Source organism: Ruegeria sp. K5 (genome assembly GCF_056531805.1).
Window position 1 is genome coordinate 1584031 of sequence record NZ_JBQFML010000001.1, and the last position, 14357, is coordinate 1598387.

Here is a 14357-nt window from a genome sequence, read left to right on the forward strand (position 1 = left end):
TTTATGCACTCCGGGGTTCAACAAACATCCGGCCGCGCATTTCCATGTGCAGCGCGTGGCAGAACCACTGGCAATAGTACCAGTGCACGCCCGGACGGTCGGCAATGAAGGTGACCGAGGCGGTCGCCTGCGGCCCGATCTCCATCGCGATGCCAAAGTTCGACAGGCACAGCCCGTGGGTCACATCGTCCACATCATCCAGGTTGGTGACATAGATCGTAACCTCGTCACCCTGTTTGACGGTGAATTTCTCCATGCTGAACACGGGCGCGACCGAAGTCATGTAGACGCGGACCTTGTTGCCATCCCGGATCGGCTCTTCCGCGCCGTAATCCAGATCGACACCATCGGCCTCGGCCTGTTTGCGCGCATCTTCCCACATCGGGTCGTTGCGATCCCAGACGTTGACCGGGTTCACTTTGGACCGGTGCACAAGGATCGAGTCATGCGGTTCTGCAAAGGTCGGGCCGTCATGGACCACCTTCATCTTGTCGCCCGAGATATCGATCAGCTGCTCGTTTTCAGGCTTCAGCGGACCTACGTTCAGGAAGCGGTCTTTCGAGAACTTGTTCATCGAAATCAGCCACTTGCCATCGGCTTCGGCGGTTTCACCCATCGAGGTCGAGTTGTGGCCCGGCTGATACTGCACGTCCACCTTGTCGAGGATCGGGTCAACATCGGCACCTGCGTAGGCTTCGATGGCCTTGGCGATGTCCCATTTCACCACCTGACTGTCCAGGAACAGGGTGGTGTAGGCGTTGCCTTTGCCGTCGAACGCGGTGTGAAGCGGGCCAAGACCCAGCTGCGGTTCGGCCACGATAGCGGAACGCGGATCGGCGTTGTCGGCAAACAGCGCATCGACTTTTTCCACATCAATCACCGAAACGGTCGGCGACAGCTTGCCGTTGATCATGATGTGTTTCTTGTCGGGTGCAGCGTTCACACCGTGGGGCGAGTTCGGGATCGGGATATAGCGGGTCAGGTTGCCGCCGGCCTCTTTCCGGCCGTCCACGACCTTGACGCCGTTCAGTTCCTGAAAGTTCCCGGCGGCCACAGCCTCTTCGATGCCTTTGAGGTTGAACACGACCACGTGGTCCAGCTCATTCTCGGTCATCTCGGCCAGGTTCATGCCCATTTCCGAGTTATACGAGGTCGAAAAGGCGTATTTGCCCTGATAGTCGCAATCCGTGTTGTCGAGGTTGCCCGAGACCATCACCTGCCACGCGATTTCCATCGTATCACCGTCAATGGCGGTGAAGATGTTCACATATTGCGACGGATCGTCGAGGATCTGGCCGTCATTGACCAGCGGTGCCTCATGCTCGCCATTGGCGAAGATGTAACCGGTGCGCGGGTATTTCTGCGGGCGCAGACCGTGGATGTCATGCGCGTTCGGGATCTCGATGATCTTGTCGCATTTCATCACGTCGCAGCGCACGCGGGCCACGCGGGTGTTGGCCTTGTCGTTCATGAACAGATAGCGGCCATCATAGGTGCCATCGGTGAAGGACATATGCGGGTGGTGCAGGTCGCCGTTGTCATAAGTGACCTTGCCGTTTGCGGCCAGGTATTCCTTGGTCTCGGGCAGCAGGCCCTCGGTCAGGATTTTCAGCGACTCGTTGGTCTGCCCCCAACCGGTGGCCGAGCAGCGGTTGAACACCGGAACGCGCATCAGCTCGCGCATCGAGGGCACGCCGAGGATACGCAGCTCACCCGTCTGGCCCGAGGACCAGAAGCCGTAATATTCGTCCAGCTCACCCGGTTCCAGATGCGCGTTCGCAGCAGCACTTGCCTCGCGCGCGGTCATCAGGGTTGAACCCAGACCGGTCCCGGCAATCACCGCGCCGGTGGCGGTTGCCCCCAGCATTCCACGGCGTGTGATATTCAGTTTCATATCATGTTCCGACATGATCGTTCCTCCTTTTAGGAAACGGATTGCGGTTTGGCGTTCGGATGGTTCGCCGGTGGTTGTCCGAGGGGGGTCTTGAGGTTGACCGACCCTGTCTTGGCCCGCCGTTTCAGTTGGCGGATAACGACGGGACATTTGTCCTCGGACTGGTAGAGCACCTGACAATGCAGGCAGGTGACGCACTCGTTCGGATTGATCTCACCGGTGGGGTGGATCGCCTGAACGGGGCATTCGTTGGCGCAGGTCTGACAGGGGCTGCCGCAATCGGGGTAACGGCGCAGCCAGTCGAACATGCGAATACGGGCAGGGATCGCCAGCGCCCCGCCCAAGGGGCAGAGGTAGCGGCAGTAGAACCGTTCGATGAACAGCCCGATCCCCAGCAGCAGCAGCGCAAAGACGACAAACGGCCAGTCGCGCATGAATTTCAGGATGATCGCGGTCTTGAACGGCTCGATCTCGGCATATTTCTCGGCCAGCGGGATCGAGACAAAGCTGAGGCCGAAGAGACCGAGGAAGATCATGTATTTCGCGGGCCACAGGCGCTCGTTCAGACCCCAGGGCAGGGTCCATTGCGGCACCTTCAGCGCGCGGGCAATCTTGTTGGTCAGTTCCTGCAGCGCGCCGAACGGGCAGAGCCAGCCGCAATAAGCACCCCGGCCCCAGAACAACAGCGCGGCGGCGACGGCAAACCATTGGATAAAGACCAGCGGGTCCAGCAGGAAGGCATCCCACGAGAATCCTGTGCGCAGGCTGCCTGCCAGCGCCATCAGGTTCACCACGCTCAGCTGCGCATTGGCATACCAGCCGATGAAGAACAGGGTCACGGTCAGGTATCCGATGCGGAACCAGTAGAAGACCCGTGCATTCATGGTCGCGTGGAACTGGAAAAAGAACGTGGCGGTCAGCACTAGCAGCATGACGCCCAGAACCGCGATCTCGACCGTGCGGTCCTTCCAGATACGCTGCCACAGGGCGGCTTTGGCGGCAGCCTCGCCGGTGGCGTCGTCGATCACAACAGGGGTGGTGACCGGCAGCAGATACTGTTCCGGCAATTTGTAGCCCAGATCGAAGGTCAGAAAGGTCTTTTCAACCGCGCCTACGGCCCGTTGCACCAGCAGTTGCAGGCGGAAGGGTTCAGCCGGGTCAAACTCGGCATCAGCGGGGATTTTGAAGATGTCGAGTTCGGTAAAGCTGGGCGCATCCGGCGCGGCCACTTCACCCAGACGACGCTGCTGGCGGTCAAAGAACCGCACCGAACTGTCGCCCTGGATCAGCTGAATCCGGTCGAAAATCCCGCCCCGCACATAGCCCGAGCCTTTGAAGCTGTACGCCCCGCGCCCCAGCACCAGAATGGCCTGTTCGCCTTCGCCCAGCCAGTTCACAAGGTTCTGGTATTCGGCCTCACCCAGCAGCGATTTGCCGATCGACGGGACCGAGACCAACGCCATAAGCATGTCGATAAAGGTGTCATCCGGTTCGCCGGGTTCGGGGCGTTTGATGGCGCGCTGATCGCCCGTGGCCTCGAACGCCGCGTTGACCTGCCCGATATCCAGCGTCAGCCGCCGGACCGAGCCGTCGCCGGACAGCGTGGTCCAGTCATAGACCGCATCCTGCGCCATATCGACTTCGCGCTTCGGCCCATCGGCCAGCACGGGGGACAATCCACCCAGACCCAACGTACGGGCCACTTTGATCCCGCCGCGCACAAGGCTGTCGTCGATCACCATGATCGTGACGGTCGCGCCCGAGATGATGTCTAGGTCATGCCCCTCACCCCCGGTCTCGGCCTCAACCTTGAGGTCCAGACCGGCATAGCCTTCGGTCAGCTCAACCATGCGCGAATTGGGGATGCCGATCAGAACGATGGGTTCCGAGTGTTTGACCAGTTTCACACCGGTCAGAACCGCGTCACTGTCGATGGCGGCGACCACATGGATGGGCTTGCCGGAATATCCGGTGGTGCCCACGAAATCGGATGTCAGAAAAGCCCAGGCAACTGTCTCACCGCCCTTCAGAACCGGGGCAACGGGCACGTCATCGCGCACCGGGCCAAAGGCATCGGCACCGGGAACCAGATCGGCAGGTGTGACATCGGGCAGGAAACTGGCAAGGCTGTCGGCATGGGCGCTGATCGCCATCAGGCAGGACAGGGCAACGGCCAGCAGGAAATGGATTGCGCGACTTAAGACCACGGCGCACCTCCGGTAACTTGGGTGAACGCCATGGGCGCGCGCAGGGCGCGTTCAGTTGTGTCTTGGGGCACCAACGGGGGGCCGCGGGTTTCGGGCCACAATCGTTTCACATCGTATACATAGACCTGATCACGGTATTCGCAGCGCGCGGTTTGAACAAACCCGAACCGTGTCACGGCAGGCAGTTCGGGCACAGGAGCCCCCGAGGTGACGGCGCACAGGGCGCAGTCAGCGCATTTCGGGCAGGGCGCGGTCGGGTCATCGGTTTCTTCAAGATCCACCTCAACCCAAACCGCGCCGCCCTCCGAGCAGATTTCGATCCATGTGCTGTCCCCGGCGCTTGCCAGCGCCGGGCCAAGCATTTGCAAAAGCAACAGGAAAATGCCCACCACACCGCACGCCGCACGGGACACGCGATCAAGAAAGGTATGCGGGGGGCGGCAGATGAGCATAGAGAATCCAACTCGGCGTTCGTTCCCAAAACCTATGAGATTCTCTCAGGCCGACACTTGACTTAGGTCAGGTGTCTGAAAAATTCTGACCTACCCATCCGCCTCATCCATCAACCCGCGCACCCAGCGCCCGGCCAGCCAAGTTGCCGGAATACCGAGCGGAATCGACCACAGGATCGCAGGCACCGGTTCGATTGCGCTGAAGCCCGCGCTGTGCAGGATCAGGCCCAACAGAAACAGGTTGATGGCCACGGTCAGCATCGTGGCAGGATAGAGCAGAATGGCCAGTTTCCAGACCGGCCATCGCCCGTCAGTGGCTGGTGCCTTCCGAGAAGGTGATTTTGTTCCAGACATTGTATTTCCCAGACGGTTTGCGCATCGGCAGGCGGCGAACCTCTTCCAGCGTCTGCGCGTCATAAACGATCACCGCGCCGTCATCTTCCCAGATCGACACCAGCGCGTGACTGCCATCTTTGGTGAACTCCACATGGGCCACGGTCTTGCCGGGGGCGGGGCGCAGAGTCCTTACGATCTCAAGGCTTTGCTTGTCGATCACATGCATCGCGTCCTTGTTGGGGCCAAAGAACACATCGGCCCAGACATAAGGCGAATTCTCATGGCTACGCATGAAGAAACCCGGCCCTTCGGTCTTGATCCGTTTAACAGTTTCCCAGCTTTCCATATCGATCACCGACACGGTGCCATCGGTCAGATGCGGTGTTGCCATCACGGTCGTATCACCATGTTTCCACGTGATGCCCGAGCCCAGATGCGGCATCCCCGGCAGGTCCAGATCTGCCACCTTGTGCCCGATAACCAGATCAATCACCTGCCCGCCCTTGCCGTCGCGGGATGCGCCCATCACGTATTCATAGCTCTGGTCGAAAAAGAAATCGTCCAGATAGTCGAGCGTGGTGATCTTGCGCACCGGGAAGGGGTCGGGGTTCTTGAACTGACCTTCGATGCGAAAGTCATGACCCAAACCGAATTGCGGCGGATTGGCCCCGTAAAAGACCTCCCAAATCTCGGGCACGTCCTTCAGGGCCAGCACAAAGCTTTCGCGCGGAGGTGCCTGATACACGGCCGAGACGCGGCTGGGCTGGCCCTTCTTGCTTTTGACCTCGATGACCTTGGCGACCGAGAGGTCTTCGGTCGACAGCAGGGTCAGGCTGTTTGGCAGGTAATTCGCCACCGCCACCCATTTGCCATCCCCCGACATGGCGATGTTGCGGCTGTTCAGGCCCGCACGCACGCGGCCCACCTGATGCAGCGCCCAGATGTCGTATTTCTGCACCCAGCCATCGCGGGACATGATGAACACAAAACGCCCATCGGGGCTGAATTTCGGCCCGCCATGCACGGCAAACGGGGTCTCGAACCGGTCCAAAACCTCGAACGTATCGCCGTCCAATACGCTGACGTGATGATCCCCGGTCTCGACCGCCAGAGTGATGTTCATCGGGTCGCTGTCCCAGACGGGCGCATCCACCGGCACATAATCCTCGTCCAGAGACCGGCTGGCCATGATGTCGGCCTCGCCCCATTCCGGGTCGGTCTCCAGCGGAGATTTCAACCAGCCCGCCAGTTCCTCGATTTGCAAGGCGTCCAACTCATGCGAGAACCCCGGCATCTGCGTGGCCGCGCGCCCTTCGGCGATCACCGCCGCTACGCGTGGGCCCCGCATCCGCTTCAACGTTTCCGGGATCAGCGCAGGCCCAACCCCGCCCAGCCTGTTTTCCCCATGGCACGAGGCACAATGTTCCGCATAATCCGCAGGCGCATCAGCCCAGGCCGCGCCCACGCTCAGGATCGAACACAAAACCCCGATCTTCATCTTTTCAAAAATACTCTCGCCGGAGGCTCCTGCACGCACCACCCGCGCAGGGGCCGGGCGAGCAGAGAAAACGGTATCAAAAGAACTGATGTGCCGGATCATGACGTTTCCCCCGGAACGGCGTGACCTGCAGACGTTCACCTGCATCATCCACGCCGATTTCTTGATTTGACAGATAGCAGGCCGGATCTTCGGCCCAGGGATCGCCGGTCAGTTGCAGGGCGCGGATACGGGTGTTGCCGCCGCAGACATCCTTCAACTGACACGCCCCGCAGCGCCCTTTCAGCGGACGCGGACGGGTACGCAGCATGGCCAGCATCGGATCGTCGCTGGTCCAAAGCTCGGAAAATGGCTGGGTCTTCACATTGCCGACCGTGTAATCGGACCAATAGGTATCGGGATGCACCCGGCCCAGATTGTCGATATTGGCCACGCCCAGCCCGCTGGAATTCCCACCCCAGGCGGCCAGATGTTCGCGCACATGGGCGGCTTTGGCGTCGTCGAAATGCGCCCGAACCCAGTTCAGAAAATACCCGGCATCGGCGTCATTATTGCCGGTCACGATGTCCAGAGGCCGCCCGCCCGAGGCCGCCTCCCAAGCGCGTTCCAGCAACAGGTCCAGCCCCTTGCGGGTGCGCAGATGTTCGGCGTCTTCGCCGCGGTTCTTGTCACCACGCCCCGCATAGACCAGATGGGACAGATAGAATTTGTCCACACCTTCGTCATCGCACAGCTGCAGCAGGTCGGGCAGGTGATGCTGGGTGCCCTCGGTCAGACAGAACCGCAGCCCCACCTTGATGCCGCGTTTCTTGCATTCGCGCACGCCGCGCAGGGCGTCGGCAAAGGCACCTTCGACCCCGCGGAACCAGTCATTTGTGGCCCCGATCCCGTCCAGAGAAATGCCGACATAGCTGAAGCCCACATCGGCGATCCTATCTGCGGTTTCGTCGTAAATCCGCGTGCCGTTGGTCGAAAGCGCCAGCATCGGCACCAACTCGCGCGCGCGTCTGGCGATGTCGAAGAAATCGAACCGGTCCAGCGGTTCTCCACCCGACAGGATCAGGGCCGGAACGCGAAACTGGCCCAGATCCTCAAGCGTGACCATGGCTTGCTCATGGCTCAGCTCGCCCGGAAAGGCCACATCCGCCGAGACGGTATAGCAATGGCGGCATTTCAGATTACAGCGCCGCGTCAGGTTCCAGATCACCACCGGTTTCACCGGGCCGGGGCGGCGTTTGCGCACCGGGGTCGGTTTCACAAGTTGGTGCATGTATTCGGTCAGGCGGAACATGTCTCAGCCTTTCTTTTTCAGGCGCAGCCCGGTCTTTTTCAGGATGCGCGTGGAATAGAGGATATCTTTGGCCCTGCAGGCATCGCCCAGAATGGCGGCGATCTGTGCGCGCTTTTCCTCGACCTCGTCCCGGTCGGCGCCGTGGACCATGGCAAACAGGTTATAAGGCCAGCCCGGCAGGGCGCGCGGGCGTTCGTAGCAATGGGTGACAAAGGGCAACGCGCCGATATGAGCGCCAAGTTCAGCGATGCAGCCGTCGTCAACATCCCAAACAGTCATGCCGTTCGATGTCATCCCCAGCTTGTAGTGGTTCGGAGCGGCAGCGATACGGCGGATTACGCCGCGCGATTTCATGTCGGCAAGGCGGGCCAACAAGGCGTTCTCGTCGATGCCAAGATCTGCCGCGACCTGCGCATATGGCGCGGACACAAGAGGCAGACCGCCTTGCAGCGCCTCGATAATCTCTCTGTCTGATGCGTCAATCATGCCGCCACCCGGAAGCCGATGAAGAATTCCTGCAATTTGGGGAAGCGGAGCACTTCGATCCCCGTTTCCCGTTCAATCGCATCGGCGACGGCTCCGATCCCCTCGGGCGTTTCGGTGGCCAGCACGAACCACATGTTCAGCCGGTGCGTGCGTTCATAATTATGCGCCACCTCAGGATGCGCATTGACTTTGGTCAGGACGGTTTCGAAATCCTTGGGCGGGACGGCCATGGCGCACAGGCAGAATGCGCCACCCATGGCAGCCGCGTCGAAGAAGGGGCCAAAGCGGGTGATGATGCGGTCTTCTTTCATCCGCGACAGGCGGGCCAGCAGATCGCTTTCTGCAATCCCCAACTCGTCGGCGACGGCGGCATAGGGGTGCGAGGTCAACGGCAGGTCGTCCTGCATCCGGTTCAGGATCGCGCGGTCTGTTTCGTCCAGCGTCATGCGGCGGCCTCTTTCGGTTGGATCAATGCGCCGGTCTGTTTGAAGCAGCGGGTCGAGAACAGCACTTTGCGTTGCGCACCAAATAGTTCCGGCAGGGCGGCGGCCCCGGCCAAGACCTCCATTGCTTCTGGGCGCGAGCGCGCGTGGATCATGGAATAGAGGCGATAGGGCCAGACATCCTCGACCGGTTTACGCTCATAACACAGCGTGACACCGGGATGCGCTGCCAGCGCCGGGCCTGCGGTGCTGACCTGCTCGGCCGGCATATCCCAAACCACCATCGCATTGGCGGACCATCCCAGCGCCCGATGCCGCACGATGACCCCAAGGCGCGAGATAATTCCGGCGCCGTGCAGGGCCTCAATCCGGGCCATCACCTCGCCCATATCGCGGTTCAGGGTCCGGGCCAGCGCGGCGTAAGGTTCAGCGACCAGCGACAGGCCAGAGCTAAGCGCCTGCAACAAGGGGCGGTCCCCGTCGCGCATGGCCGCGCGATCCACTTTTCGCGGGCCGGGAACATTGCGGGTTTTGCCGGACATGCGGAACCCAAGATCGACGTTGAATGGCCGCACCAGACGCAGGTCCAGAACCCGCAATCCGGTTTGGTTGCTGATCCGGGCCAGCGTGTCGTTGACATGCGCTCGGTCCGGGCCGGTGGCCACGAACCACAGGTTCCAGTCATCCTCGCGCTGGTAATTGTGGTTCACGCCGGGTTCCGCGTCGATCAGGGCGGCGATGTCTTCCAGACGTTCCTCGGGCGCGGCCACGGCGGCCAGGGTGCTGGCCGAAACCGCGCCCGGCGCAATGGTTGCGCCAACCCGCGTGATGCGCCCGGTCTTGCGCATCCGCGCCAGACGGTCGAGCACTTCGGCCTCGTCGAGCCCCAGAGCGTCGGCCAGAACCTGAAACGGGCGTTCGGTGATGGGAAAATCGCGCTGGAAATCGTCCAGCAGGCGGCAATCAATCGGATCGGTGATATGTTGCATCGCTTACAGCCCCGTTCTGTGCGCGCGGGCGGTGAAGAAGATGCCGGATGGACTGTCGGCCTCGATTTCCCGCAGTTTTTCAAACGTTTGCGTGTCATAGACCATGACCTTGCCCGCATCGCGCACGCTAAGCCAGACTTCGTGCCCGCGCGGTGTGAACTCCATATGCAGCACCGCCGGGCCGGGCTTGAATTCGTGGACGATCTCTTTGGTCACGGAATCGATCACCTGAATTGTGTCGTTCAGCGGGTGGGCGAAGTTCACCCAAACCTGCCGCCCGTCAGGCCGCGCCATGGCAAAGACCGGCTGGCCGTGGGTTTTGGTGCGCCCGGTTTCGGTCAGGGTGTCGGCGTCGATCCACAGAACCTCGTGATGGCCGACCGCAGGCAAAACGAACTCGCGCCCGGTCAGGGCCCAGCCTTCCAGATGGGGCATTTTGTAAACCGGCATTTCCTCTTGCCCGCGCCCATAGTCGGGCAGCACGCGAATTGGCTCGGGGCTATCGGCCCACAGATCCAGCGCGGTCAGGCCGTCCTCGCCAAACAGGCCGGTGATATAGGTGCGGCCATTGGCGGTGATCAGCGCGTCATAGGGGTTCTTGCCCATCTCGGGGATTTTGGTGATCGCGGGGTTGCCCTTGGCAAAATCGGCAATCCAGGTTTCGCCCGTGTCCCACATGGTGAACACGAACCGGCGGCCCGGCGCATCGACCAGACCGATGGTTTTGCCGCCCGTGGGAATGTCGGCGACCATCTCAAGCGTCTCGGCATCGAACACGCGCACGCCGCCGGGTTCATAATTCGACACGGCGACCAGCTTACCATCGTCCGAGATCGCGCCGCCAATGGCATTTCCGGCCTGCACGACACGGTTTGCAATCTGGCGAGTGACGATATCGACTTTGGTCAATCCGCCGTCGCGCCCGAACACATAGGCAAACCGTTCATCGGGCGAATAAACCAGAGAGGCATGGGACAGATCGCCCAGCCCTTCGATCCGCGCCAGCGCCGCGCGGTCGGACTGATCCACCAACAGGACCGAGCCTTTGGCGCGTTCGATCACCAACCCTAGATCTCCGGTTGCGGTGGGTTCCGCCTGCGCGGTGGTCATCATGAGGGTGGCGGCGAGGGTCAGGATCAAATGTCTCATTATTCCTCCTGTTCCAGCAGATAGCGGGCGATCCATTCGGCCTCTTCTTCGCTGATCAGGGGCCGCCAGGGGGGCATCGCAGTGTCGGGGATGCCGTCGAGGATCACACCGGTCAGGACCTCAGGGTCGTAGTGGTCCAGCGTTTCCGAACGCAGATCCGGGCCAAGGCCGCCCTTCAGCGACAGCCCGTGGCAGGAACCGCAATCCTGATGGACAAGGCGTTTCAGAGCGTTCGGGTCGAGCGTGTCAGCAGCGAATGCTGTGGTGGCCACAAGCACGGCAGATGTAAGTAGAACTGAAGGCAGCGACCTGCCGCGGGTGGGCGAGAAGCGCCCGCCCGGGGGGGCGCTCGGGCGCTGCCCTGCGGTGCCACCGGGCGCAACGTTTCTGCGTCCAAGCTTAGCCATGGGCCTGCTCCAGTAATTCGGCCACGGGGCGTTCGGCGTAAAGCGAGACCACCTTGCCGATGATGAACAGCGTGGGGGCTTGCAGCCCGGCCTCGCGCACATCTGCGGCCAGCCGATCCAGCCGGGATACAAGGCGGCGTTCATCGGGCAGGGTCGCTTTGCCAACGGCCAGAACCGGGGTTGATCCGGGCAGATTCTCGGTCATCAGCCCCATGGCGATCTGGCCGATATTGGCCACGCCCATATAGACAACCAGCGTTGTCTCTGGGTCGGCCAGACGTTTCCAATCCAGATCCAGCACCTTGTCGGCCTGCCGGTGCCCGGTGACATATTGCACCGAGGTCGCCAGCCCGCGATGGGTCAGCGGCACACCGGTGGAACAGGACGCCCCCTGCGCTGCCGTGATGCCGGGCGCGTATTCCACCGCGATGCCATGGGCCATCAGATAGGCGGCCTCTTCCGAGCCGCGCCCGAAAATCATCGGGTCGCCGCCTTTCAGCCGTGCAACCGTGTGACCTGCACGGGCTTCGTGAACCAGGATTTCATTGATACGGTCCTGCGGCACCGTATGGCATTTGGGCGCTTTGCCGACCGGGATCAGCCGCGCACCAAAAGCGTGCAAATCGAGGATATCGGCCGAGACCAGACGGTCATAAACCACCACGTCCGCCTCTTGCAGCATCCGCAGCGCACGCAGGGTCATCAGTTCGGGGTCGCCGGGGCCTGCGCCAATCAGAAAAACCTTACCGCTCATGTGCAAACTCGCTTGGTCTGAATGTCTTCGGAACCCAGGTTTTCCTGCGCGATCTGGTGACGTTGCTGGGTCAGCCGGGCGTGTCATGCGCCAAGACTGCCGCAACCAAAAAAGAACCTCCTTGACTAAAGTTAAGGAGCGCGGGATTTGCGCCCGCGCTCCTTTCTCTTGCCTGTAGTCCTGCCTTAGGGTTCGACGGTGATCATTCCGATCATGTTCTGCGTCTCCCAATGCGGGCCGCACAGATAGTCCCGCGGACCGGGGGTTAAGAAGGTCAGATCAACCGATTCCTCAGGGAACAAACGATCGCTTTCAGGCGCGCTGCCGTCTTTGAGCAACACGGAATGGCTGGTCCTTTTGTCCACATTCACCCAGCGCACCGTTGTGCCTGCCTTGACCGTCAACTCGACCGGGCAGAACGTGTATTTATACATCAGCACCACCTCGGCATCCTCGACAGCGGAAGAGGGCTGACCGAACAGCTCGACATAGCGGTCTTCGGCCTCGGCACACAGTTCGGCAGTGTCATCGGCCCAGGCGGGCGCAGCCAAAAGCAGCAGCGCGGGAAGAAGGTGTTGGGGTTTCATCGTCCAAATCTCCTCTTCTAAGCGGAAGGGGCCGGATTATCCGGCCCCTGTCCATTATTGTTTGACCACGTTGATGAAGGCGCTGTCGTCGTCCAGCGCAAGGCTGGTATCCAGCGTCACGTGGTGGAACCGTGCGGCGGCAAAGTCATCATGGATGGCAAAGCCGACGGTATAGGTCTGCCCGGCCTCAAGCGGCACATCACCGGCTGCGCCCGAGTTCAGCGGACGGGTGAAGACCACGGTCCACATACCTGCATCAAGGCTGGCCGAGGCGGCGATGTCACCGTCATTGACCACACGCTGTTCCAGCAGATAGCCATTGGTGGCGCTGCCGTCCGCATAAACCCGCATCAGGTCCAGATAGGTGCCGTCTGCCAGGTATTGCTCGATCTGCTCTGCCGCTTGCAGCTTGTCCCAACCACCCAGCGCCTTGCCGCGACGGCCTTTGATTTCGACCTCGGTCCGGCTTTCGCTGATGTATTTGGTCACCGTGTCCTGTGCGGTCAGACGACCCGAGACGTCCCCGTTGGCGGCAATCGCCTCGGCACCCGGATCAAAGGGCATATAGCTGTTGTCGGCGTGGCACGAGGCCCAGCAACCCACCTGATCACCCAACTCGATCCCGGTGCCGGTGATCATCATGGCAACCTTGATCTGGTTGTCGGGGTCCATCTTGCCACCGTCGACAAACGGCGCCGGGTTGTGACCTGCATCCGGCCATTGCAGGCGGATGTAGAGATTTTCATCATCATGCGCTGCCTGAACGGTTGCGTCGATCACACCGCGTTTGCCAGGGATCGGCGTTGGTTCCAGCTCGCCACCAGCCACGATCTTGTTGCCGATCGCATCCAGTTCGGCGGCGTGACAGGTGGTGCATTTGTCCCCGCCTTTGGTCAGAGGCCGTGCGCCGCCGTGGGATCTGCCGTTCTGGACCCATTCGAACGAGGCCTGACCGGGGTAGAACAGCTTCATATCCGCAGTTGGCACCGCAGCCCAATCGACATTCGTGCCGACATCGCTGCCGCCACCGGCCGGTGCAGCCGCTTCTTCGCCCGAAGCTTTGGCCCGTTCTTCCGCAACCGCCGCGTCAACCGCTGCCGCGATCTGAGCCTGCACAGCTTCCTGCTGAGCCACACGCGCGGCTTTTTCGGCCTCGGCTTCGGCGGCTTCCTTGGCTTCGATCCGCTCGAGGCTGGCCAGGTATTCTGCCGGGATTTCGCGGATGAACGCGGGGTTCGGGGCTTCGAGTTCTTCCAGATACCCTTCGTCGGCCCGGTCGCGGGCGTCCGAATGTGCGATCCCCTTGTGACAGTCGATACAGGTCTGGCCAACGGTCATGGCGTTCAGGTGCTGCTGACGGGCGCGGGGTTTCTGGAACTCGGGCATCATCGATTCGAAATCGTGACAGTTACGACACTCGCGCGAGTCGGTGGCCTTCATCCGTTCCCATTCGTTCATCGCCAGATGCACGCGCTTGGCTTCGAATTTTTCGCGTGTGTTGATGGTGCCGACCATCTTGCCATACAGCTCTTTCGAGGCCTTGATCTTGCGGATGATCTTGTGGGTCCAGTCCTTGGGCACGTGGCAGTCGGAACAGACCGCGCCGACGCCGGATCGGTTCACGTCGTGAATCGTGCCGGTGTATTCCTCATAGACGAAATCGCGCATCTCGTGGCACGAGACACAGAATTCCTTGGTGTTGGTCGCTTCCATGGCGGTGTTGAATCCGCCCCAGAAGATAATGCCAGCGGCAAAGGCCGCAGCGAAACCGGCCACGGGCATCCCCCACAGGAAATACCGGCGCCAGATCGGTGGTTTTTTATCAGGTTCGGAGGTCATATCCGGGCTCCGTTGGCTGTTCTAA

At 61.3% G+C, this 14357-nt stretch carries 14 protein-coding genes; all 14 read right to left on the reverse strand.

Annotated features, from left to right (window positions below; translation table 11 throughout):
- Position 1 precedes the first annotated feature (1 nt).
- Entirely contained in the window at positions 2 to 1909 is a 1908-nt protein-coding gene (gene nosZ / locus ACR0MO_RS07705; RefSeq protein WP_480890562.1) for a TAT-dependent nitrous-oxide reductase, read from the reverse strand.
- Positions 1910 to 1923: 14 nt separating this feature from the next.
- A complete protein-coding gene (locus ACR0MO_RS07710; protein ID WP_480890564.1) occupies positions 1924 to 4101 on the reverse strand; it encodes a 4Fe-4S binding protein in 2178 nt (725 codons plus the stop codon).
- Positions 4092 to 4553 (reverse strand): DUF2946 family protein, encoded by a 462-nt coding sequence (locus ACR0MO_RS07715; protein ID WP_480890566.1) that lies wholly within the window; start codon positions 4551 to 4553, stop codon positions 4092 to 4094. The genes ACR0MO_RS07710 and ACR0MO_RS07715 overlap by 10 nt, the downstream gene beginning before the upstream one ends.
- 90 nt (positions 4554 to 4643) lie before the next feature.
- Positions 4644 to 4907, reverse strand: coding sequence for a hypothetical protein (locus ACR0MO_RS07720; RefSeq protein WP_170630722.1), 264 nt, complete (start codon positions 4905 to 4907; stop codon positions 4644 to 4646).
- Positions 4864 to 6387 (reverse strand): cytochrome D1 domain-containing protein, encoded by a 1524-nt coding sequence (locus tag ACR0MO_RS07725; protein WP_480890886.1) that lies wholly within the window; start codon positions 6385 to 6387, stop codon positions 4864 to 4866. Before ACR0MO_RS07725 ends, ACR0MO_RS07720 begins: the two co-directional genes overlap by 44 nt.
- A 76-nt stretch (positions 6388 to 6463) precedes the next feature.
- Entirely contained in the window at positions 6464 to 7678 is a 1215-nt protein-coding gene (gene nirJ, locus ACR0MO_RS07730) for a heme d1 biosynthesis radical SAM protein NirJ (protein WP_480890568.1), read from the reverse strand.
- Positions 7679 to 7681: 3 nt separating this feature from the next.
- Positions 7682 to 8164: a siroheme decarboxylase subunit beta gene (gene ahbB, locus ACR0MO_RS07735; RefSeq protein ID WP_170622474.1), complete on the reverse strand. Its 483-nt coding sequence runs from the start codon at positions 8162 to 8164 to the stop codon at positions 7682 to 7684.
- On the reverse strand, positions 8161 to 8610 hold the full coding sequence (locus tag ACR0MO_RS07740) for an Lrp/AsnC family transcriptional regulator (RefSeq protein WP_170622473.1): 450 nt from the start codon (positions 8608 to 8610) through the stop codon (positions 8161 to 8163). The genes ahbB (ACR0MO_RS07735) and ACR0MO_RS07740 overlap by 4 nt, the downstream gene beginning before the upstream one ends.
- The gene (ahbB, locus tag ACR0MO_RS07745) at positions 8607 to 9596 is read right to left on the reverse strand and encodes a siroheme decarboxylase subunit beta (protein WP_480890570.1); all 990 of its coding nucleotides are present in this window, start codon (positions 9594 to 9596) and stop codon (positions 8607 to 8609) included. Before ahbB (ACR0MO_RS07745) ends, ACR0MO_RS07740 begins: the two co-directional genes overlap by 4 nt.
- A gap of 3 nt (positions 9597 to 9599) precedes the next feature.
- A complete protein-coding gene (locus tag ACR0MO_RS07750; protein WP_170622471.1) occupies positions 9600 to 10745 on the reverse strand; it encodes a cytochrome D1 domain-containing protein in 1146 nt (381 codons plus the stop codon).
- Positions 10745 to 11152, reverse strand: a complete 408-nt coding sequence (locus ACR0MO_RS07755) for a c-type cytochrome (protein ID WP_480707836.1) — start codon at positions 11150 to 11152, stop codon at positions 10745 to 10747. The genes ACR0MO_RS07750 and ACR0MO_RS07755 overlap by 1 nt, the downstream gene beginning before the upstream one ends.
- Positions 11145 to 11906 (reverse strand): uroporphyrinogen-III C-methyltransferase, encoded by a 762-nt coding sequence (gene cobA, locus ACR0MO_RS07760; RefSeq protein WP_170622470.1) that lies wholly within the window; start codon positions 11904 to 11906, stop codon positions 11145 to 11147. The genes ACR0MO_RS07755 and cobA overlap by 8 nt, the downstream gene beginning before the upstream one ends.
- A 185-nt stretch (positions 11907 to 12091) precedes the next feature.
- The gene (locus tag ACR0MO_RS07765; RefSeq protein WP_170622469.1) at positions 12092 to 12493 is read right to left on the reverse strand and encodes a plastocyanin/azurin family copper-binding protein; all 402 of its coding nucleotides are present in this window, start codon (positions 12491 to 12493) and stop codon (positions 12092 to 12094) included.
- Between the two features lie 54 nt (positions 12494 to 12547).
- Complete coding sequence (locus ACR0MO_RS07770) at positions 12548 to 14332, reverse strand: NapC/NirT family cytochrome c (RefSeq protein ID WP_480890572.1); 1785 nt, start codon at positions 14330 to 14332, stop codon at positions 12548 to 12550.
- Between the last annotated feature and the right edge of the window lie 25 nt (positions 14333 to 14357).

What these genes read in the sequence shown, in the direction of transcription:
- nosZ (WP_480890562.1), bottom strand. Translation starts at nt 1,909, where the DNA reads ATGTCGGAACATGATATGAAACTGAATATCACACGCCGTGGAATGCTG.
- ACR0MO_RS07715 (WP_480890566.1), bottom strand. Translation starts at nt 4,553, where the DNA reads ATGCTCATCTGCCGCCCCCCGCATACCTTTCTTGATCGCGTGTCCCGT.
- ACR0MO_RS07720 (WP_170630722.1), bottom strand. Translation starts at nt 4,907, where the DNA reads ATGTCTGGAACAAAATCACCTTCTCGGAAGGCACCAGCCACTGACGGG.
- ACR0MO_RS07725 (WP_480890886.1), bottom strand. Translation starts at nt 6,387, where the DNA reads ATGAAGATCGGGGTTTTGTGTTCGATCCTGAGCGTGGGCGCGGCCTGG.
- nirJ (WP_480890568.1), bottom strand. Translation starts at nt 7,678, where the DNA reads ATGTTCCGCCTGACCGAATACATGCACCAACTTGTGAAACCGACCCCG.
- ahbB (WP_170622474.1), bottom strand. Translation starts at nt 8,164, where the DNA reads ATGATTGACGCATCAGACAGAGAGATTATCGAGGCGCTGCAAGGCGGT.
- ACR0MO_RS07740 (WP_170622473.1), bottom strand. Translation starts at nt 8,610, where the DNA reads ATGACGCTGGACGAAACAGACCGCGCGATCCTGAACCGGATGCAGGAC.
- ahbB (WP_480890570.1), bottom strand. Translation starts at nt 9,596, where the DNA reads ATGCAACATATCACCGATCCGATTGATTGCCGCCTGCTGGACGATTTC.
- ACR0MO_RS07750 (WP_170622471.1), bottom strand. Translation starts at nt 10,745, where the DNA reads ATGAGACATTTGATCCTGACCCTCGCCGCCACCCTCATGATGACCACC.
- ACR0MO_RS07755 (WP_480707836.1), bottom strand. Translation starts at nt 11,152, where the DNA reads ATGGCTAAGCTTGGACGCAGAAACGTTGCGCCCGGTGGCACCGCAGGG.
- cobA (WP_170622470.1), bottom strand. Translation starts at nt 11,906, where the DNA reads ATGAGCGGTAAGGTTTTTCTGATTGGCGCAGGCCCCGGCGACCCCGAA.
- ACR0MO_RS07765 (WP_170622469.1), bottom strand. Translation starts at nt 12,493, where the DNA reads ATGAAACCCCAACACCTTCTTCCCGCGCTGCTGCTTTTGGCTGCGCCC.
- ACR0MO_RS07770 (WP_480890572.1), bottom strand. Translation starts at nt 14,332, where the DNA reads ATGACCTCCGAACCTGATAAAAAACCACCGATCTGGCGCCGGTATTTC.